This is a genomic window from Methylobacter sp., from assembly GCF_023227905.1.
Taxonomy (GTDB): Bacteria; Pseudomonadota; Gammaproteobacteria; order Methylococcales; family Methylomonadaceae; genus Methylobacter_A.
In genome coordinates this window covers 65,850-85,322 of the sequence record NZ_JALOCF010000007.1, presented here as the reverse complement: position 1 = coordinate 85,322, position 19,473 = coordinate 65,850, and the positions used below count along the sequence as shown (strand labels likewise).

General features: G+C 49.8%; 13 protein-coding genes. 3 read left to right on the top strand and 10 right to left on the bottom strand.

The features are described 5' to 3' along the window. Positions 1-4: 4 nt before the first annotated feature. Genes nqrE through M0R47_RS04790 form a run of 5 tightly spaced genes read right to left on the bottom strand, consistent with a single transcriptional unit; the run spans position 5 to position 4,754 of the window. Positions 5-613, bottom strand: a complete 609-nt coding sequence (nqrE, locus tag M0R47_RS04810; RefSeq protein WP_292435736.1) for an NADH:ubiquinone reductase (Na(+)-transporting) subunit E — start codon at positions 611-613, stop codon at positions 5-7. Next, positions 613-1,293, bottom strand: coding sequence for an NADH:ubiquinone reductase (Na(+)-transporting) subunit D (locus tag M0R47_RS04805; protein ID WP_292551052.1), 681 nt, complete (start codon positions 1,291-1,293; stop codon positions 613-615). The genes nqrE and M0R47_RS04805 overlap by 1 nt, the downstream gene beginning before the upstream one ends. After that, positions 1,290-2,210 (bottom strand): Na(+)-translocating NADH-quinone reductase subunit C, encoded by a 921-nt coding sequence (locus M0R47_RS04800; protein ID WP_292551049.1) that lies wholly within the window; start codon positions 2,208-2,210, stop codon positions 1,290-1,292. Before M0R47_RS04800 ends, M0R47_RS04805 begins: the two co-directional genes overlap by 4 nt. Further along, entirely contained in the window at positions 2,203-3,405 is a 1,203-nt protein-coding gene (locus M0R47_RS04795; RefSeq protein WP_292551047.1) for an NADH:ubiquinone reductase (Na(+)-transporting) subunit B, read from the bottom strand. Before M0R47_RS04795 ends, M0R47_RS04800 begins: the two co-directional genes overlap by 8 nt. Beyond that, positions 3,405-4,754: a Na(+)-translocating NADH-quinone reductase subunit A gene (locus tag M0R47_RS04790; RefSeq protein ID WP_292551044.1), complete on the bottom strand. Its 1,350-nt coding sequence runs from the start codon at positions 4,752-4,754 to the stop codon at positions 3,405-3,407. Before M0R47_RS04790 ends, M0R47_RS04795 begins: the two co-directional genes overlap by 1 nt. Before the next feature lie 435 nt (positions 4,755-5,189). Between M0R47_RS04790 and M0R47_RS04785 the strand changes: the two genes are divergently transcribed. Then, the gene (locus M0R47_RS04785; RefSeq protein ID WP_292551041.1) at positions 5,190-8,114 is read left to right on the top strand and encodes a chemotaxis protein CheB; all 2,925 of its coding nucleotides are present in this window, start codon (positions 5,190-5,192) and stop codon (positions 8,112-8,114) included. Positions 8,115-8,208: 94 nt separating this feature from the next. After that, entirely contained in the window at positions 8,209-10,434 is a 2,226-nt protein-coding gene (locus M0R47_RS04780; protein ID WP_292551038.1) for a GGDEF and EAL domain-containing protein, read from the top strand. Between the two features lie 126 nt (positions 10,435-10,560). Here the strand turns inward: M0R47_RS04780 and M0R47_RS04775 are convergent, their stop codons facing one another. The 5 genes from M0R47_RS04775 to M0R47_RS04755 form a co-directional block, all read right to left on the bottom strand. After that, a complete protein-coding gene (locus M0R47_RS04775) occupies positions 10,561-12,132 on the bottom strand; it encodes a GTPase (protein WP_292551036.1) in 1,572 nt (523 codons plus the stop codon). Beyond that, on the bottom strand, positions 12,129-13,325 hold the full coding sequence (locus M0R47_RS04770; protein ID WP_292551033.1) for a GTPase: 1,197 nt from the start codon (positions 13,323-13,325) through the stop codon (positions 12,129-12,131). The genes M0R47_RS04775 and M0R47_RS04770 overlap by 4 nt, the downstream gene beginning before the upstream one ends. A 357-nt stretch (positions 13,326-13,682) precedes the next feature. Continuing rightward, on the bottom strand, positions 13,683-14,162 hold the full coding sequence (locus M0R47_RS04765; protein WP_292551030.1) for a single-stranded DNA-binding protein: 480 nt from the start codon (positions 14,160-14,162) through the stop codon (positions 13,683-13,685). 25 nt (positions 14,163-14,187) lie between these two features. After that, positions 14,188-15,570 carry an MFS transporter gene (locus tag M0R47_RS04760; protein WP_292551138.1) on the bottom strand — a complete coding sequence of 461 codons (1,383 nt, stop codon included), beginning with the start codon at positions 15,568-15,570 and terminating at the stop codon, positions 14,188-14,190. Between the two features lie 198 nt (positions 15,571-15,768). Beyond that, complete coding sequence (locus M0R47_RS04755) at positions 15,769-16,095, bottom strand: hypothetical protein (RefSeq protein ID WP_292551028.1); 327 nt, start codon at positions 16,093-16,095, stop codon at positions 15,769-15,771. Positions 16,096-16,197: 102 nt separating this feature from the next. On the opposite strand from M0R47_RS04755, the gene uvrA reads away from it, so the two are divergent. After that, entirely contained in the window at positions 16,198-19,014 is a 2,817-nt protein-coding gene (gene uvrA / locus M0R47_RS04750; RefSeq protein WP_292551025.1) for an excinuclease ABC subunit UvrA, read from the top strand. The last annotated feature ends 459 nt before the right edge of the window (positions 19,015-19,473 follow it).

Below are 19,473 nucleotides of genomic sequence, written 5' to 3'. Positions count from 1 at the left end.
ACCCTTAAAGTTGGATTCCAGAGAAAGCCATGAAGCCAAGCGACATCAGACCCGCAGTAATAAAGGTAATACCTAGACCTTGTAAACCAGCAGGTATATCACTGTATTTGAGTTTTTCGCGCACCCCTGCCATGACAGTAATAGCCAGCGCCCAACCAAAGCCGCTGCCCACACCGTACACAACGCTTTCAGGCAGATTGTAGTCGCGTTCAATCATGAACAAACTGCCGGCTAAAATCGCACAGTTCACTGTGATCAAAGGCAAGAAAATCCCTAACGCATGGTACAAAGCAGGAAAGAATTTATCTAAAATCATTTCCAGAATTTGCACTAACGCAGCAATAACGCCGATACAGCTTAGCAGCGCCAAAAAGCTTAAATCAACGCCGGTAATGCCCATCCAGGATAAGGCATCTTCCTTTAACAGGGCGTGATAAATAAAGTTATTGGCCGGTACGGTAATAATTTGCACCATCATGACCGCAATACCTAAACCCATCGCTGTCGAGATCTTCTTGGAAACCGCGATAAACGTACACATGCCCAAAAAGAAGGACAGCGCCAGGTTTTCAATAAAGACAGCCTTGATGAAAAGACTAATATAAGCTTCCATTAGTGATGTCCTCCTTCACCATGAGCAATCGACATGATTTTGAAATCCGCAGCTTCAACTTGCTTTGGTTTCCATTGACGGACGCCCCAGATAATCAAACCGATGATAAAAAATGCGCTCGGAGGCAACAGCATCAGACCGTTCGGATCATACCAGCCGCCATCTTTGCTGAGCGTAAACATTTCAATGCCCAGCAACTTACCTGAACCCAGCAACTCTCTAATAAAAGAGACGGTAATCAAAATCAAGCTGTATCCCAAACCATTACCGATGCCGTCCATAAAACTTGCTAAAGGCGGATTTTTCATCGCATAACCTTCGGCACGCCCCATCACGATACAGTTGGTAATGATCAGGCCCACGAATACAGACAATTGCTTGCTGATTTCGTAAGCGAAGGCTTTCAGCATCTGGTCTACCACGATAACCAAGGAGGCAATAATAGTCATCTGCACGATGATCCTGATGCTGCCGGGAATGTGGTTTCTGATCGCACTGATTGCCGCACTGGAAAACGCCGTCACCAAGGTCAAGGCCAACGCCATAATCAGCGAAGTCGACATTTGCGAGGTCACCGCTAACGCCGAACAGATACCCAATACTTGTAAAGTAATCGGGTTGTTGTCAACCAACGGCTCGGTCAGTACTTTTTTGGTTTCATCATTTAAAATTTCACTCATGACTCTTTTCCTTTAACCGTTCTTACTTTGGCTAAATACTTGGCAAAGCCTTCTTTGCTCATCCAGTATCTGACCAGATTAGTTACACCGGTACTGGTTAATGACGCTCCAGCAAGACCGTCAACCTGATATTGAGAACCCGGCTTGCTGTTATCGACCACACCTTTAATCAGGGCTAATGCAGGCTCGCCAATCTCGGCTTCCTCTATCAGACCTTTTTCCAGTGAAGCCTGCTCGGTTTCGGCATAGACTTTTTTGCCTTTCCAAAGCGCGCGCCAGTTAGGGTTAACCACTTCGCCACCCAATCCCGGAGTTTCCGCTTGATCGTAAAAGTTGATGCTTTGCACGGTTTGCCCATCGGCTTCCAATGACAGGAAACCGTATAAGGTTGACCACAAGCCGTAACCGTTTATAGGCAGAATAATCGACTTAATCGCACCCCCCTCTTTAACCAAGAAAACTTTCGCGTATTTAGGCTTTATCCTGATATGAGCAATGTCTTTTTCCTTAGGAATAGCGACGCTCATAGCCGGATCTTTTGCCGCTTTACGCTGGTCGTATTCAGCTGGGTTTATGTCCTCAGCATAATCGCCTGTTTCCAGGTTAACGACTTTTGCTTCGATCTTGTCTTTAAACACTGCATCGATATTAGCGCCTTCTTCAAGCAAGCCTGCTACATCAAGAATGTTCTTCTTCATGTCCGCTTCTTTGTTATTGACTTGAAGAGGCTTTAACGCAACCGCTGAAAATGAAACCAAAACCGCACAAACCAAGCAAAGCGCAACAGCAATAGCAATAGTTTTTTCTAAGCTATCATTGCCCAAGGCTAGAACTTTATCCCTGTAGACTTTGAATTTTTGGTAATGCTCGCATTTATCCAATTTTGCGGATACTTTATTTAACTGTTCATTAAGCATGGCGTTTCATCCTTCTTCTGATATTGGCCTGAATGACAAAATAATCAATCGTAGGCGCGAACATATTGGAAAATAGAATTGCCAGCATAATACCTTCCGGAAACGCAGGATTAACAACTCTGATCAATACAGTCATAACTCCGACTAAAGCGCCGAATACCCAGCGACCAGTATCGGTCATTGCCGCACTCACTGGGTCGGTGGCCATATAAACCATACCGAAAGCAAAACCGCCCATGGTCAAATGCCAGTACCAGGGTATCGCAAACATATGGTTGGTATCGCTGCCTATCATGTTGAACAGCAACGAAGTCGCTACCATGCCAGCAAATACGCCACCCATAATGCGGTACGATGCAACTTTGGTGTACAACAAGAAGGCCGCACCGATCAAAATAGCCAGTGTTGATGTTTCACCAAGACAGCCCGGTTCAAAACCGAAAAAGCTTTGCATCCAGCCGTAATTAGCGGCATAAACCGCATCAAGACCGCCGTTCGCCGCCAAACCTAAAGGCGTAGCCGCTGTATAGCCGTCAACCGCAACCCAAACGGAATCGCCTGAAATAGACGCTGGGTAGGCAAAATATAAAAACGCCCGTCCAGTCAACGCAGGATTCAAAAAGTTTTTACCGGTACCGCCGAATACTTCCTTACCGATAACAATACCGAAGGAAATACCCAAAGCCACCTGCCATAAAGGCATATCGGGAGGCAAAATCAATGTGTACAACATTGACGACACCAGAAAGCCTTCGTTGACTTCATGGCCGCGAACCGTTGCGAACAATACTTCCCAAATGCCGCCGATAGCCAACGTCACTAAATAAATAGGCAGAAAGTACAAAGCGCCGTGAACCAGGTTGGAAAGCGGATTCATCGTGCTGTAGCCGAAGATCATCATCGGAATACGACGCCAATCCTGAGCCTGTTCCAAGCCCATCTTTGCCATAGCCAAGTTAGCTTGGTAGCCGGTGTTGTACAGAGCCATCAAAATACAGAAAAACGTCGCGATCACAACAAAAGTCATGGTTCGTTTCAGGTCGTTGCCGTCCCGAACATGCGTGGTTCCGCGCGTTACATCAGCCGGTGTATAGATAAAAGTATCCACCATCTCGTAGAGACCGTAATACTTTTCGAACCGCCCACCCTTGGTGAAATGCGGCTCCATGCTATCTAAAATATCTCTAGGCGACATTATCCTTCCTTCTCAATTTTAGTTAAATTCGCTCTCAGAACAGAGGCGAAATCGTGTTTACCAGGATCCACAAACGTAAATAAAGACACATCTTCCTCATCCAATTCCAAACAACCCAATAACTGAGCCTGGTCGGAATCACCCACTATCAGCGCTTTTAACAGCGGTGTAGGCAAAATATCCAACGGCATGACGGCTTCATAAACACCAACAGGAACAATCGCCCGGTTGCTGCCGTTTTTGTCAGTTGTTAATGGGAATTTGCGATTCAGCTTACGATCAACGCTTGACGTATAAACATTCAATGCAGAATATTTGTTTTTACCAGGAACAATCCAACCGAACAATTCACGGGCGCGACCTTCTTGTAATACAGAAACCTGCGTATTGTAGCAACCCAAAAAGGCCGCCCAATCTGCCGCAAGATGCCCATACAGCACCGAACCTGAAATCACCCGATTTTCAACTTCTTCCAATTGGCCGGCAACCAAATCATCCGTGTTTGCGCCGACGCGGGTACGAATCAATCTCGGCTTTTTAACGGTAGGCCCTGCTAATGAAACAATGCGTTCGACATTGATTTTACCGGTGGTAAATAACGCGCCAATAGCCATCACCGCCTGATAATCCAAATGCCAGACGAATTTATCGATACTGACCGGATCAATCAGATGAATATGGGTGCTTGGCAGTCCCGCAGGATGAGGACCGGAAAACTCGGCAGTGGTTACAGACGCGTTACCGGTTGCAACATCAGCGCCAGTCGCTTTGCAAACATAAGTTTTACCTTGTGTCAGTTTGGCAATAACCGCCAAACCATTAGCAAAGTCGTCGCCACGCTCTTTAATGATAACCGCAGGATTTGCCGCTAACGGGCTGGTATCGATTGCGGTCACGAAAATAGAACGGGGCTTGCTGTCTACAGCAGGAATTTTGCCGTAAGGACGTGTGCGCAATGTTGTCCACAAGCCGGACGCCAACAGGTTTTCTTTAACCTGCTCTGCTGACAGATCACTTAACTCGGAAGCTTTGTATTTTGCAAATGACTCTTGTCCCGTTCCTTTCAGTTCGATCACAACAGACTGCAAAACACGTTTTGCACCGCGGTTAATGGATTGAACAACGCCCGCACCAGGCGAAGTAAAGTTGACACCAGGATTCTTCTTGTCAGAAAAAAGCACTTGGCCCAGCTTGACCGTATCGCCTTCACTGACCATCATAGTAGGCTTCATGCCCACATAATCCATTCCCAGAATAGCAACGGACTTAACCTTATTGCCATCCTCAATAACTTGTTCGGGCTCTCCAGTGATAGGTAGATCCAAACCTTTTTTAATAATAAATTGCATAGTTAATAGCCTGCTCTCCAATCAAGTTGCGGCGAAACCATCCTTTCATTTCAATATCAATAAAACAAGAGGCGCATAAAGACGTAAAACCGTAGCATTAAACCATAAAAACGAGGCATTCTCAACATCGACAAGGCGTAGCGAAAGTGCTTTAACAAATGGTTTCCATTACTTGTGATCATCCTGCCACCCCTGTGTTCGACAAGCCGTAAACAGAGCTCAAGCCGCCGACCTGAAGATGGAAAAAATGACTGTAGTTCACACCACCCATTTGCGTTTCTTTAGCGTCTACGCACGGTAAAACCGGATGGCGCGATTAACTCGACGTTGAACACATCACGGGAAAATGAATTGACTTTCCCGATAACGCGCTATTAAATCCTGATAATTCAAAGATCCCGACGCCGCAGTGACACGCGAACAGAGCACCTATCAATGACCCAGAATATAAACCCATCAATTCTTTCGGCTCACCCTGAAAATCAGTCTCAACAAAGCACTGACTTTCCCATTGTGGGCATAGGCGCTTCCGCCGGGGGACTGGAAGCTTTAGAGCAATTCTTCCGCCATATTCCGGCAAATACCGGCATGGCCTTCGTGCTGATCTCGCATCTCGATCCGAGCCATGCCAGTATTCTGACAGAGATTTTGCAACGCACTACGACCATGCCGGTAGCTGAGGCGGAAGATCAAATGCAAGCTAGGCCTAACTGCGTCTATGTGATTCCTCCCAACCGCGACATGTCTATATTCCACGGTGCATTGCAATTAAGCATACCGGCAATGCCGCACGGCCAACGCATGCCTATTGATTCCTTCCTGCGCTCCCTGGCTGAAGATCAGTCGGAAAAGGCTATCGGCATTATTCTCTCCGGCACCGGCACCGACGGTACGCTGGGATTGCGCGCCATCCTCGGCGCAGGCGGCATTACCATGGCCCAGGAACCGGCTACCGCCAAATTCGACGGCATGCCGTCCAGCGCCATTCAGTCAGGTTACGTCACTCACGTTTTACCGGTAGAGAAAATGCCGGAAGCACTGCTGTCCGACGCGCGCGCACTGCTCCTCATGCAGCCTCCGGCCGCCCCGGCGTTAAGCGGCATGAATCGCATTTTGATGCAGATACGCACCAGCACCGGCCATGATTTTTCACTCTACAAAAAAAGCACCATTACTCGCCGCATTCAGCGCCGCATGTCGCAAAACGGCATTGAGAACACCGAAACTTATGCCAGCTACCTCAAGGAACATCCGTCCGAAACATCGGCGCTGTTCAAGGAACTGTTGATCAATGTCACCAACTTCTTTCGCGACCCGGAGGCTTTCGTAGTGCTGAAGCAGGACATTCTGCCGACACTGCTCGCGGATAAACCGGAAACCTATGTTTTCCGTGCCTGGGTGGCAGGTTGCGCCACGGGTGAGGAAGCCTATTCCATTGCCATGGTGTTGCGCGAGCTAATGGATGAAAAACACTACAATTTTAAAGTACAGATTTACGGCACCGACCTTGCCGCCGACACCATTACTGTCGCCCGTGCCGGGTTATATCCACCCAACATCGCGCTGGATGTCACGCCTGAACGGCTACGCCGTTTTTTTATCAAGGAAGACGGAGGCTATCGGATGAAAAAAGAAATACGCGAGATGATAGTGTTCGCCGTCCAGAACATCGTTAAGGACCCGCCTTTTACCAAGCTGGATCTGCTCAGCTGCCGCAATCTGATGATTTATCTGGAGCCGGAACTGCAAAACCGGCTCATCCCGGCCTTTCACTATGCACTCAAGCCCGGCGGCATACTGTTTCTGTCGCCGTCGGAAAGCATCGGCAATCATAACGAACTGTTTACGCCACTCAACCGCAAATGGAAACTCTACCGCAGCACCCACATCTCCGCCTCAGCCCGCGCTCTTTTGACCAGCAATTTAAACTGGACGACAGAACCGGCCCACAAAGCGACGGTGGACATCGTAAAAACCGCCTGGGAGAGCAATCTGGCCGAGCTGACCCGGCGTATGCTGCTGCAATGTTACGCCCCCGCCTCAGCAGTGACGGATCTCAAGGGCAATATCCTCTACGTCTATGGCGAGACCGGCAAATACTTGCGCCCTGCACCCGGCCAGGCCACCCTCAACATAATCGATATGGCGAGAGAAGGCCTGCAACCGGAACTGCGCTCCGCCATTCAGAACGCCAACCAAGACAAGCCCACCCTGAACCGGGAGCTGTCATTCAAGAACAACGGTGATTTTCAGCTGGCACTCCTTAACGTACGTCTCCTGACCGATCCGAATAATCAACAAAAGCTGCTACTAATAAGCTTTCAGGACATAATCCAGCCGAAGCCCGGAAAACCGGGGCACACCAAGCGCACCGCCAAACTGAATGAATTGCGGCTTATCGAAGAACTGGAGCGTGAACTGGCTTACACCAAAGAAAACCTCCAGGCCACCATCGAGGAACAGCATGCCTCCAACGAGGAGCTTAAATGCACCAACGAAGAGATGCAGTCAACCAACGAAGAATTACAATCCTCCAATGAAGAACTGGAAACCTCCAAAGAGGAGCTTCAATCCATCAATGAAGAACTGGTCACCGTAAACTCGGAACTACAGGCCAAAATTGCACAACTGGCCGACATGCAAAACGACATGAAAAACCTGCTCGACAACGTTCAAATCGGCATCATTTTTCTCGACCAGCACCTGATAATCCGGCGTTTCACGCGCGATGCGACATTAATTTACCGTCTTGCCGCCTCGGATATGGGACGCGCCCTGAGCGACATCAAATCCGAGCTGGAGTCTGAAGACCTGCTGGATGTTGTCCGTCAGGTACTCGATAACCTGATCCCCATAGAACGTGAAGTAAAGACATTGAACGGCAACTGGTATCTGGCGCGCATCCAGCCTTACCGGACGCTGGAAAACATGATTGACGGCGTAGTGATGACCTTCACCAATATCACCGAACGCACTCGGGCAATACAGGTACTGGAAACAAGATTATTGGCCGAAGGCATCGCAAAAACAGTGTGCGAACCGCTGATTGTACTCAATGACGCGTTGAAGGTCGTCGCTGCCAGCCGCTCGTTTTACCAAAGTTTTCAGGTGACTATAGAGCAAACCGTGGGGCAGCCGATCTACGAACTGGGTAACGGCCAATGGAATATTCCAATCTTGCGCGATTTATTAAAGGCTGTCCTGTCCGACCATCAAGCTTTTGAGAACTATCCGATGGAGCATGACTTTCCCACCATCGGTCACCGCAAAATGCTGCTCAACGCCCGCAGCCTCATCGGCCAGACCGGCGAACCGCAATTGATTCTGCTGGCGATGGATAATGTTACCGACAGGCTATAGGTTGTATTATATTATCCAGAACTACCATTTAAGTAAGTAAAAGGAAGAACTCAACCTTATATGTCTTACCTGGAAATAACAGTATGGAGTTTACATGAAAAGCAAACCCATCAAACTGGATCGACGACTAAAACCTCGTACCGGGGCCGTGGATCGCCGTGCCCGCCCTCCGGTCGATCCATCGCTCCATTCTGTGGAAACATTGCTTCATGAATTACAGACGCATCAGATCGAACTGGAGATGCAAAACGATGAATTACAGCGCGCCCGCCTCGCTCTGGAAGCCTCTCATAACCGTTACCTCGATCTCTATGAGTTCGCTCCCGTCGGATACATCACCCTCACGCCCGAAGGCAAGATCATCGAGGCCAATCTTACCGCCGCCACGCTGCTCGGAGTGGAGCGCAACAATCTGATAAACCAACATTTCGCCGGCTTGGTCGCCCCCAAAGACAGCGACCGCTGCTATTTTCTGCTCAAAAATACACTGACCCATGGAAAAGAGCAGAAAATCGTCGAACTGATGATGAAACGCGGCGACAGCTACTTTCATGCCCGACTGGACTGCCTGCCGGTATTGAGAAACGCCGAAATATCAATGTTACGCATCACTCTTGCCGATATCACCGAAAGCAAACATACAGAAGAAGAATTGCGCATTGCCGCCGTCGCCTTTGAGGCTCAGGAAGGCATCATGATCACCAATGCCGATAATCAGATTTTACGGGTTAACCGGGCCTTTACCGAGATCACCGGTTACAGCGCCGAGGAACTCATCGGTCATACGCCGCGTATGTTTCATTCGGGGTGCCATGACACGGCCTTTTACGCTGAAATGTGGGAGTGCATTCATCGTACTGGTTCTTGGCAAGGCGAAATATGGGATCAACGCAAAAATGGCGAAATCTATCCCAAATGGCTCACCATCACCGCGGTAAAGGACAATGCCGGGAACGTCACTCACTATGTCGGCTCGCATACTGATATATCGGCCCGCAAAGCCTCAGAGGATGAAATAAAACAGCTGGCTTATTACGATCCGCTGACTGCCTTGCCGAACCGCAGACTGCTGCTGGACAGGCTGCAACAAGCGCTGGCCACCAGCACGCGTAGCAAAAAATACGGGGCGCTGCTATTTATTGACCTGGATAACTTCAAATCCCTGAATGACCTTCTGGGACATGATATGGGAGACATATTATTGCAACAGGTTGCAAGGCGGCTTATCGATTGTGTGCGTGAAGGCGACACTGTGTCTCGTCAGGGCGGCGACGAGTTTGTAATCATGTTGGAAGAACTGAGCGGGAATATTGAAGAAGCCGCTGTCAAGGCCAAAACCACTGGCGAAAAAATCATTAGCTCGCTAAACCAGGCCTACCAACTCGCCACCCATGAGTATCGAAACACTCCGAGCATCGGCATCACGCTATTCATCAACCACCAACATGAAATAAGCACTCTTCTGAAACGGGCGGATATCGCCATGTATGGCGCCAAGTCCGCAGGCCGCAACACTCTGCGTTTCTTCGACCGGGATATGCAAGAGACGGTTACGGCTCGGGCCGCTTTGGAAGCAGACTTGCGCTTTGCGCTGATGAGGAATCAATTCAAGCTCTTTTTTCAGCGGCAGGCGCGCTATGACGGTAAAACCGTTGGCGCCGAAGCGTTATTGCGATGGGATCATTCTGAACGCGGACTTGTCCAGCCGCATGAATTCATTCCACTGGCCGAAGAAATCGGACTCATAATACCTCTTGGACAGTGGGTGCTGGAAGCTACTTGCGCCCAACTTAAACAATGGGAAAACCAGGCGCAAACTCGCGATTTGCAGCTTGCCGTTAACGTCAGCGCGCGCCAATTCCATCAGCCCGACTTTATCGAACAAGTGTGCGCCACGCTCAACAAATTCGCGATCAAAGCAAATCAACTGAAGCTCGAATTTACCGAGAGCCTGGTACTCGACGACATCGACGACACCATTGCCAAAATGCAGAGACTCAAAGAAGTCGGCTTGAGCTTTTCTATCGATAATTTCGGCACCGGCTATTCATCGCTGGCTTGCCTGGCGCAACTGCCATTCGACCAACTGAAAATCGATAAGTCTTTCGTGCGTAATATTGAGGTTAAGCCCACCGACACGGTAATCGTGCAGACCATCATCGGCATGGCCCACAACCTGGGAATGGATATTATTGCCGAGGGCGTAGAAACGGAACAGCAGCGCGCATTTTTAGAGTCGCACGGCTGCCAAGTGTATCAAGGTAACCTGATTGGCAAGGCCATGCCGCTGGAAGAGTTTGAGCATTCTTTAGGAATTTGAATGATATGATTCAGGCTTGTAAAGCCCAGCCCATAAATAACCGCATAATAGTTCAGTCTTGATTAAATCTACCGGGTCGTAAGCCTACAAAACTCTTCATAGAAAGCAGTATCATGAATAGCCGGATTAGTCGGTCTTTCCTTTCCGTTCTCCAACCAGAGCGGCAGACGACTTGATAAAAGCACTGAATCCTTGCTTCGCAATAAACTGCCCTGCCCCTTTAGATTGCTTCCAAAGCCTGCGCCAATAATCTTCTTTATGATATTCCTTTAGACAACGCAGATAACGCACCTGCTTGGCCTGATCAAGCTGCTGAAAAACAGCCGGAACCAACCCTTCCTCAATATTATATTCAAAGCCCGGCTTCAAGTTGACCGGCGCAATTTGATCGATATTCAATCCCAGCTCTTCCGCTACCGCATCCATCGCCAATCTAATTGATTGAGCTTTCGCCGAGAGAGTCTTCATCACATCATAAGGCGGGTTCCACTCCCTGACCGGCCGCAACTGATCGACATGCGTCAATGCCACAACGACGGGCGGCAAACGGCTTTTGTCCTGATTCGCAAAACACTCCCGAATGGCTTGCAGCATTTTTTTATCGGGCTCGCGCGCGGCGTTAACGGCTGACATCGTCATGATAATAATATCGCTGCGGATAATTTCGTCGGAGATCCGGGAAAACGAAGCCGGACTATCGGCACTGCCATAGCCTTCGCAGTCCGATATAATCGCCGATTCCAAGCCGGGCCGTTCCAACAGATAAGTCGTGATACCTTGGGTCGTAGGAATCACATCGGTTTCGGCTTTTTTAGCTCCGAACAGGGCATTGATGAGACTGGATTTGCCGGCATTGGTCTGGCCCAGCACCATTATGCGGAACGGCTCCGCAGTCGCAACATCTTCCCGGCGCTTAATTTTTTCCAATTCCTGTTGCGATGCCCGCGTCGGGCTGGAGAACAAACTATTGTCCAGGACCAGGTTCCCGCTATAAAGTTCAATCGCGTAATAGCCGATTTTCTTGATGTAAGCGTCGATAAGCCAGCGCTTGAGATCTTCGGTGGAATACGATAACAGGTTATCGGTAGTGAGAATTCTCAGTTCGCGAACTATTGCCGATACCGGGTCCAATCCGGCCGATACGATGCGGAACAAACGATAGAGATCGCGTCCGCGGCTAGCCAAGCGACGGCTGCGGACGATATCGCTCACCGAGAAAATATGGCTGCCGGGCACGCTTTCGGAAAGACTGACGCGTAATTCCTGAGCCAGCATCTCGATGACTTTAAGCAGATGAGGCAGCTTAACTTCCAACAGAGCGTCTTTTCGTTTCGGATAATACTGCTCGGCAACGGCCCGCATCACTTCAAGCAGGGTTTGCATATAGAATTCCGAAGACTCCAGATCAGGATTCTCGGCTCTGTGAGCCGCGGAAATTTGTTCAATCTTTTCGTAAGCCCGTTGGCTTTGCGCGGTTTTCTCGACTGACGGCGAAATGTCGAGCAATTCCAGTTGCATATCCCGCCTATTCAAGCGCTGGTTAATGAGCCACCATATTCCGCCTAACGCTGCCGAAACCGCAAACCATAGAATCAGCTTTTGCTGTAGCCATAACCAGTAAAAGCCTGCGGCCAAAGGGATGCTGAATGGGATCATTATGATCAGGAAATGAACTATCCAGCGGGTCTTCATTTTCATTTCAACACCTTCTGCTGAATTTCGCTTACGTAATCTTTTAACAGGGTTCGCCCCAGCTCAAACTGTTCCTGGTAAATACCCCGAAATGCCTCACTGGATAACGCTGTCCCGCTACGTAAATTTTGAAAGTAAACCGTTAATGTCTTGCCTAAGGCATAAGTGGTTGCGGCAGTCAGCACAGACGATACGGCTGAGCCATAACCGGGGATCAGTTTGACTAATTCGCGGCGGCCGACATTAGTCAGTAGAGTAATACCCAGCGAACTGCTGATTTCAACCCAACTTTTCCGGTCCAGCTTGAAATTATAAATTGATGCGATAGTCTGGAACATTTTGGCCTGAACCAGCGTCACCACTGGTACACTGACAAAGGGGATTGGCACGGCTCCGGCGGCTCCGGAAGTCAGGGCATAGGCGATAATATGCGGAAGCGCCGCCTTGCTGTAGGCATCATGCAGCTCCTTGCGGATTTCTTTCATATCATGAAGCACGATAGCAATACCCTGCGGCAATGCTGTTTCCAGGCTACGCCAGATGGCTTCCAAACCGTAATTGACTGGCTGGTAACCATCTTCCGGCAGCGTAAAGTCAACCGGGACAAACTGGGCATCGATGTCTTTAAACAGCTTTCTTTGTTCAAGCAAAGATCGGCGCAGATTTTCAGGCACTGTTTCAGGCCAGTCTTCGGTATCAAACGGATAGGGACTCAAGTGTTCGAAAGCGGAGCCGGGGTAACCTTCATGCAATGACGTTTGCGCAACAATAACCGGCCAATCGGGCTTGGCTTTATGGATTGAACGGACAGCCTCCATAACAGCTTGCTGGGAATGGTCCATGGCCTTCATTACCACAATCAGAACATGAGCCTGTTCCCGGAAAGCTTCAATATCGTGCTTCGGGTCATAATCCACTTCGCCCAATCCCCGCGTATCCAGAAAGCGCATGATGCAATCCTGGGAATCAGGAAAATTGTAAATGAATGCGGTTTGGGTACACGCCTTCATGCCGTTGCCTATTTGCGCGCGGCTGTCTCCGGTCAAGGCTCTGATAATCGAAGTTTTTCCCGACTGCGTTTTCCCCAACAGCCAAAAGACCGGCGTGGGCATAGACGATTTTATAGCTTTAAGATGTTTGTTGAGTTCCTCGTCATCAAGACGAGGCGTCAGAACGGTCGAGTAAATTTTTTTCCACATACGAAAACCTCAAACAGGGAGAAAAATTTTATGATGAATGGCATAGAGCTTATTCTTGGGTTTCATTAGCAGAAGCATAATCCAACCCTAAATAAGCCCTATGGTTTTTTCATATTACATCGATATTGATTAAATAGGGCAACTTCGTATATAGAAGCCTGTATTGAGCTCAACCGCTATGCGAACAATTACCCTGTTCCGGTCAAAAACCGGCGCCAGATAACACTGACCTATTGACTGCCACAACTTATCAAACACTTATCAATCTAAACAGACATACCAGCAGCTCTCCAAACAAAAAAGCCACTGATAACAGTGGCTTTTTATATTCTTTACAGAATCAGTCTTAGGTGACTCCTAGAACGGAATGTCATCATCGAAATCGTCATAATTTGGCGGTGGCGGCATTGAACCGGGGCTGCTTTGCGGCGCCGGTTGCTGAGGCTGAGCGGCAGGCTTCGAGTACCCGCCCTGCGGCTGTTCGCCGCCAAAATCGGAAGTACCGCCGCTACGGCTGTCCAGCATGTTCATGGAGTCGGCAACAATTTCGGTAGTATAGCGATCCTGACCGTCTTGAGCCTGCCATTTGCGCGTACGAATATGGCCTTCAATGTAGGCTTGGCTACCTTTTTTCAGGTATTCCCCGGCGATTTCGGCTAAGCGATTAAACATCACCACCCTATGCCATTCGGTTTCTTCGCGGCGTTCGCCGGTTTGCCGGTCTTTCCAACGCCTGGAAGTCGCCAGACTCAATGTCGTAACAGCGCCGCCGCTTGGCATATAACGAACCTCAGGGTCGGCGCCAAGCCTTCCTATTAACATCACTTTATTAAGCATCTATTTCTCCTCATTATTTGCGCGGTTACGCATTGACGTACTGAGTGACCAGACGTTGTAATTGGCCTTTATCAAGTTTCTGATTATCAACCTTAAGATAAACCAAGCCCTCTTCATAATGCAAGGTAACATCCTCTACGCCGCTGATCTTAAGCGTTTCGGCAACAAACTCATTGGCGCCTTGCTCACTGAGCTTTTCTAGCGAAATAAGCAGATTTGCCACATACCGCGGCGGCTTCATCCATAAGGATACCGCCAGCCAGCTGAATGCGGCGGCGGCGCAGAATAAAAACACCGCGGTAACCCCGAATTCGCCGTTAAACCAGCCGCCGACCAGCCCGCCCATAAAAAGCCCCATGAACTGCGAGCTTGAATAAGCGCCCATTGCCGTGCCTTTCAAGTCAGCTGGCGCTGTCTTGGATATTAAGGAAGGCAGGGTTGCTTCCAGCAGGTTGAAGCCGCAAAAAAACAGCCACAAAAAGCCTATAATTCCGAGCAAATTTTGATGAACGGCCGATAAGCCCAGTTCAGCCAACACCAACACCGCGATGGCTCCCAAAAACACCTGCTTCATCTTGCGTTTCTTTTCCGCCAGGATAATGAACGGCACCGCGAATGCCATTGAAATCGCGAAAACGGGCAAATAAACCTGCCATTCATGTCCGGCTACTAATCCAGCGTTACGCATCAACGAAGGAACCACCACAAAGATAGCCATTAAAATCAGGTGCAAGGTAAAAATGCCGTAATTCAGGCGCAATAAATCAGGATTTTTCAGCACCTGCATCGCTTCTTCAGGAACGAACTCCGCATCCCGGTGCAATTTGGATTGCTGGGGGTTCGGAACGATATAAATAATCGCTAAAATAGCCAGGAGCGTAAGCACCGCAGTGACGCCAAAAACACCCTGCACTCCGCCGAATCCGGAAATAATAGGCCCGGCGACAATGCCGACGCCAAACGATCCGCCGATGCTGATTCCGATAATCGCCATGGCCTTGGTGCGGTGAACTTCCTGCGTCAGATCGGCCACCAGCGCCATGATAACCGCCGAAACCGCACCTGCGCCCTGAAAAGCCCTGCCCGCCAGAACCCCGTAAATGCTGGTCGACAGCGCCGCAATCACGCTACCGATAAAAAACAGCACCAAGCCGATGATAATGATTTTTTTACGGCCGAAGCGGTCAGACATCAGACCAAAGGGGATTTGCAACAGAACCTGGGGCAATCCGTAAATACTCATCGCCAGGCCGATCAGTGCAGGCGTTGAACCCTCAAGCTGCTCGGCGAATAAAGATAACACCGGCAAAATCATAAATAACCCCAGCATCCGCAAAGCGTAAATGCCTGCCAACGACCATGTGGCGCGTTTTTCCGATGATGTCATCGAACTCGTAATGTCCTGCATTGTTGTCAAAACCAGCTTCTCCTTTTTGACCAGAATTTTAAAAAATGTAGGGTACGCATCGCGTACCGTTGTTCTCATTCTCAGTAAAAGGTACGCGAGGCGTACCCTACTAACTCAGTGGTTTATCTCACTATTTTATGCCGTGCATTATAACAAGCTTTGTTCAGCGCATTTGCTCAATTGTGCTTGAATTGCCGCTTAACTAACCAGCGCCATGACCTGCGTTAAGAATTGCAGCCCGGCGGTTTTAAAATCAATGACTGAAATTTGACTGGCCCTAACCATGCCGATAACGCCGACCATAATCCAGAACACGTTCAGCAAGGTATAGGCGTTATCCTTTTTGAGTATGGAGCACCAGGAAAGAATCACCGCATCGGTGGTATTAAAAGCCCAGACGAACAGAAACGGACTTTCCGGCCCCAGCCAACTGACCAGCGAAAAGCTGAAAATGCGCATCAGCACGCCAAGCATTTCTATAAATTTGATGTATTGGAATATGAATGAATTTAATGTGGCGATCATTATTTAAACGGTTAATAGTAAGAATGTAGCGAAGTGCGTTGTTTGTATTAGGATAACTTTGAACGTATATTATAGAGTTGTTGAAATTGCCGGACTTAATTAATGGATACGATCAGCATTCGTGGCGCCAGAACCCATAACCTGAAAAACATCGATCTTGACCTACCCAGGGATCAACTCATTATTATCACAGGACTGTCCGGTTCGGGTAAATCGTCGCTCGCTTTCGACACCATTTATGCCGAAGGCCAACGGCGCTATGTGGAATCGTTGTCCACTTACGCCCGCCAGTTCTTGTCGATGATGGAAAAGCCCGATGTCGACCATATAGAAGGCTTGTCCCCGGCTATTTCCATCGAACAAAAATCCACCTCGCACAATCCACGCTCCACCGTCGGCACCATCACCGAAATCTACGATTATTTAAGACTGCTCTATGCCCGTGCAGGTACGCCGCGTTGCCCTGAACACCAGGTTTCACTGGAAGCGCAAACCGTCAGCCAGATGGTTGACCATGTACTCTCGCAACCTCAGGATCAGCGTTGGATGCTGCTGGCTCCGGTGGTCAACGACCGCAAGGGCGAGTATATCCAGTTGCTCGATGACCTGCGCGCCCAAGGCTTCATCCGCGCCCGTATCGACGGCACGGTGTACGACCTGGACGAGACGCCAACGCTGGATTTGAAAAAGAAACATACCATTGAAGTCATCGTCGACCGTTTCAAGATTCGCGAAGATATCGCCTTGCGCTTATCCGAATCTTTTGAAACGGCTCTACGCATTGCCGACGGCATCGCGATCGCCGCCTGCATCGATGACGCGACCGAATTGATGTTTTCCGAGCGCTACGCCTGCCCTCATTGCGGCTACAGCCTGTCCGAACTGGAACCGCGAATTTTCTCGTTCAACAACCCCAAGGGCGCATGCGGCAGTTGCGACGGGCTAGGTGTACGTCAGCATTTCGATCCCGAACTGATTATCCACAACCCCGACATCAGCCTGGCCGGGGGCGCGATTCGAGGCTGGGACCGGCGCAACGCCTATTATTACCAACTGATCTGCTCATTGGCCCGGCATTATAGCTTCGACCCGGAAGCGCCGTTCTCGGAACTGTCCAAGAAACACCAGGACATCATTCTATACGGCAGCGGCCACGAAACGATTGAATTCAAATTCATGACCGGAACCGGCTCGGTCAAAAAAAGACGCCACACCTTTGAAGGCATCGTCGCCAACATGGACCGGCGTTATCACGAAACCGATTCGCAACTGGTGCGCGATGAACTGGCCAAATATCTATCCCAAAAACCGTGTAACGATTGCGAGGGCGCGAGGCTGAATGTTTCCGCCAGAAACGTGTTTGTCGAAGATTTGCCGCTGCACCACCTGACCCGTTTCCCGATCCGCAAATCCCTGGACTTTTTTGCGCATCTTCATTTACCCGGTAAACGCGGTGAAGTCGCGATAAAAATTGTCAAGGAAATCCAGGAGCGGCTGGAGTTTTTAGTCAATGTCGGCCTCGACTACTTAACGCTGGACCGTAGCGCGGACACCCTTTCCGGCGGCGAAGCGCAGCGCATCCGCCTTGCCAGCCAGATCGGCGCGGGGCTGGTCGGCGTGATGTATGTGTTGGATGAGCCGTCGATAGGCTTGCACCAACGCGACAACCAACGCTTGCTAAACACTCTGTTCCGGCTGCGCGACCTCGGCAATACCGTGATCGTGGTCGAGCATGACGAAGACGCAATCCGCTCGGCTCAGCATATTGTCGATATAGGCCCCGGCGCCGGGGTACATGGCGGCCAGATCATCGCCCAAGGCACACTGGAAGACATCATCAATACTCCTGCCTCACTGACCGGTCAATATTTATCGGGAAAAGTCGGCATTACCGTGCCCGAAAAACTGACGCCCGTCGATAAAGACAAACAGATTGTCATCCGCAATGCCCGCGGCAACAACCTGAAAAATGTCGACATTTCATTCCCGATCGGCTTGCTGACCTGCATAACCGGCGTATCCGGTTCCGGCAAATCGACGCTGATCAACGACACTTTGTACTGTCATGCGGCGCGGTTAATCAACCGTGCCGGCGTCATTCCCGCTCCCTGCGATGCAATAGAAGGCCTGGAACATTTCGATAAAGTCGTCGATATCGACCAAAGCCCGATTGGCCGTACGCCCAGATCGAATCCGGCCACTTACACCGGCCTGTTCACGCCGATACGCGAATTGTTTTCAGCGACGCCCGAAGCAAGATCGCGCGGTTATTCGCCCGGCCGGTTCAGCTTTAACGTCAAAGGCGGCCGCTGTGAAGCCTGCAAAGGCGACGGTGTGATTAAAGTCGAGATGCATTTCTTGCCGGATATTTTCGTCAATTGCGACAGTTGCCACGGCAAACGTTATAACCGCGAAACGCTGGAGATACGCTACAAAGGAAAAACCATCCATGAAGTGCTGGACATGACCGTCGAAGACGCGGCCGATTTTTTCAGCCCGGTGCCGGTGCTGGCCCGCAAGCTGCATACATTGGTTGAAGTCGGCCTGAGTTACATCACCCTGGGCCAAAACGCGACCACGCTGTCCGGCGGCGAAGCGCAACGCGTCAAGCTCGCCAAAGAACTGTCCAAACGCGACACCGGCAAGACCCTGTATATACTGGATGAACCGACCACCGGCCTGCATTTCCATGACATCAAGCAATTGCTGAACGTGTTGCACACCCTGCGCGATCACGGCAATACCGTGATTGTCATCGAGCACAACCTGGATGTCATAAAAACCGCGGACTGGATCATCGACATGGGACCCGAAGGCGGTGACGGCGGTGGAACGTTGGTTGCAGAAGGCACGCCTAAGCAGGTTTCCGAAAATAAAGCTTCGCATACCGGGGAGTATTTGAAGCGGTTTTATGAATAATGCGTGGGAGTTATAAAACCTGATGAGGCTGTCCTTTATTAGCCCGCATCAGGGATAACGCGGCGGCTGCACTGCTGGTGCTTTGGGAGGTACGGGGCCTGGCACGGGTTTCACAGCCATAGTAGAGGTTTGGGCGTCACTCTGGCTTTCAACCAGACTATGTTTATACCGCGGCAACTTATAAGGAAAGCTTCGGTCACCTAATGGCCTCACAAAAGTATAGTTGGCGGGCGAGAGAACGAGAATCTTGCCGGTTTTGACAAACGCATCGTGTGGTTCAGGTATGGAAGCCAGGGCCGTAAAGGGGCTTATCCCGACATATAATCCGGTACCAACAACTGTCGCGATCAAACCCACGGGCCGGTAAAACAGGACATCCATCATTACAAAGCCAGGCTGTACTTCCTCGACGTTTCGCGAGGGTGCTACCGTGGAGCAAGAGATTAACGATACTAGAAC

Coding starts and splice junctions, on each gene's coding strand:
- M0R47_RS04765 (WP_292551030.1), bottom strand. CDS start 14,162: ATGCTTAATAAAGTGATGTTAATAGGAAGGCTTGGCGCCGACCCTGAG.
- M0R47_RS04780 (WP_292551038.1), top strand. CDS start 8,209: ATGAAAAGCAAACCCATCAAACTGGATCGACGACTAAAACCTCGTACC.
- M0R47_RS04800 (WP_292551049.1), bottom strand. CDS start 2,210: ATGCTTAATGAACAGTTAAATAAAGTATCCGCAAAATTGGATAAATGC.
- M0R47_RS04805 (WP_292551052.1), bottom strand. CDS start 1,293: ATGAGTGAAATTTTAAATGATGAAACCAAAAAAGTACTGACCGAGCCG.
- M0R47_RS04760 (WP_292551138.1), bottom strand. CDS start 15,570: ATGCAGGACATTACGAGTTCGATGACATCATCGGAAAAACGCGCCACA.
- nqrE (WP_292435736.1), bottom strand. CDS start 613: ATGGAAGCTTATATTAGTCTTTTCATCAAGGCTGTCTTTATTGAAAAC.
- M0R47_RS04785 (WP_292551041.1), top strand. CDS start 5,190: ATGACCCAGAATATAAACCCATCAATTCTTTCGGCTCACCCTGAAAAT.
- M0R47_RS04755 (WP_292551028.1), bottom strand. CDS start 16,095: ATGATCGCCACATTAAATTCATTCATATTCCAATACATCAAATTTATA.
- M0R47_RS04790 (WP_292551044.1), bottom strand. CDS start 4,754: ATGCAATTTATTATTAAAAAAGGTTTGGATCTACCTATCACTGGAGAG.
- M0R47_RS04775 (WP_292551036.1), bottom strand. CDS start 12,132: ATGAAAATGAAGACCCGCTGGATAGTTCATTTCCTGATCATAATGATC.
- M0R47_RS04795 (WP_292551047.1), bottom strand. CDS start 3,405: ATGTCGCCTAGAGATATTTTAGATAGCATGGAGCCGCATTTCACCAAG.
- M0R47_RS04770 (WP_292551033.1), bottom strand. CDS start 13,325: ATGTGGAAAAAAATTTACTCGACCGTTCTGACGCCTCGTCTTGATGAC.
- uvrA (WP_292551025.1), top strand. CDS start 16,198: ATGGATACGATCAGCATTCGTGGCGCCAGAACCCATAACCTGAAAAAC.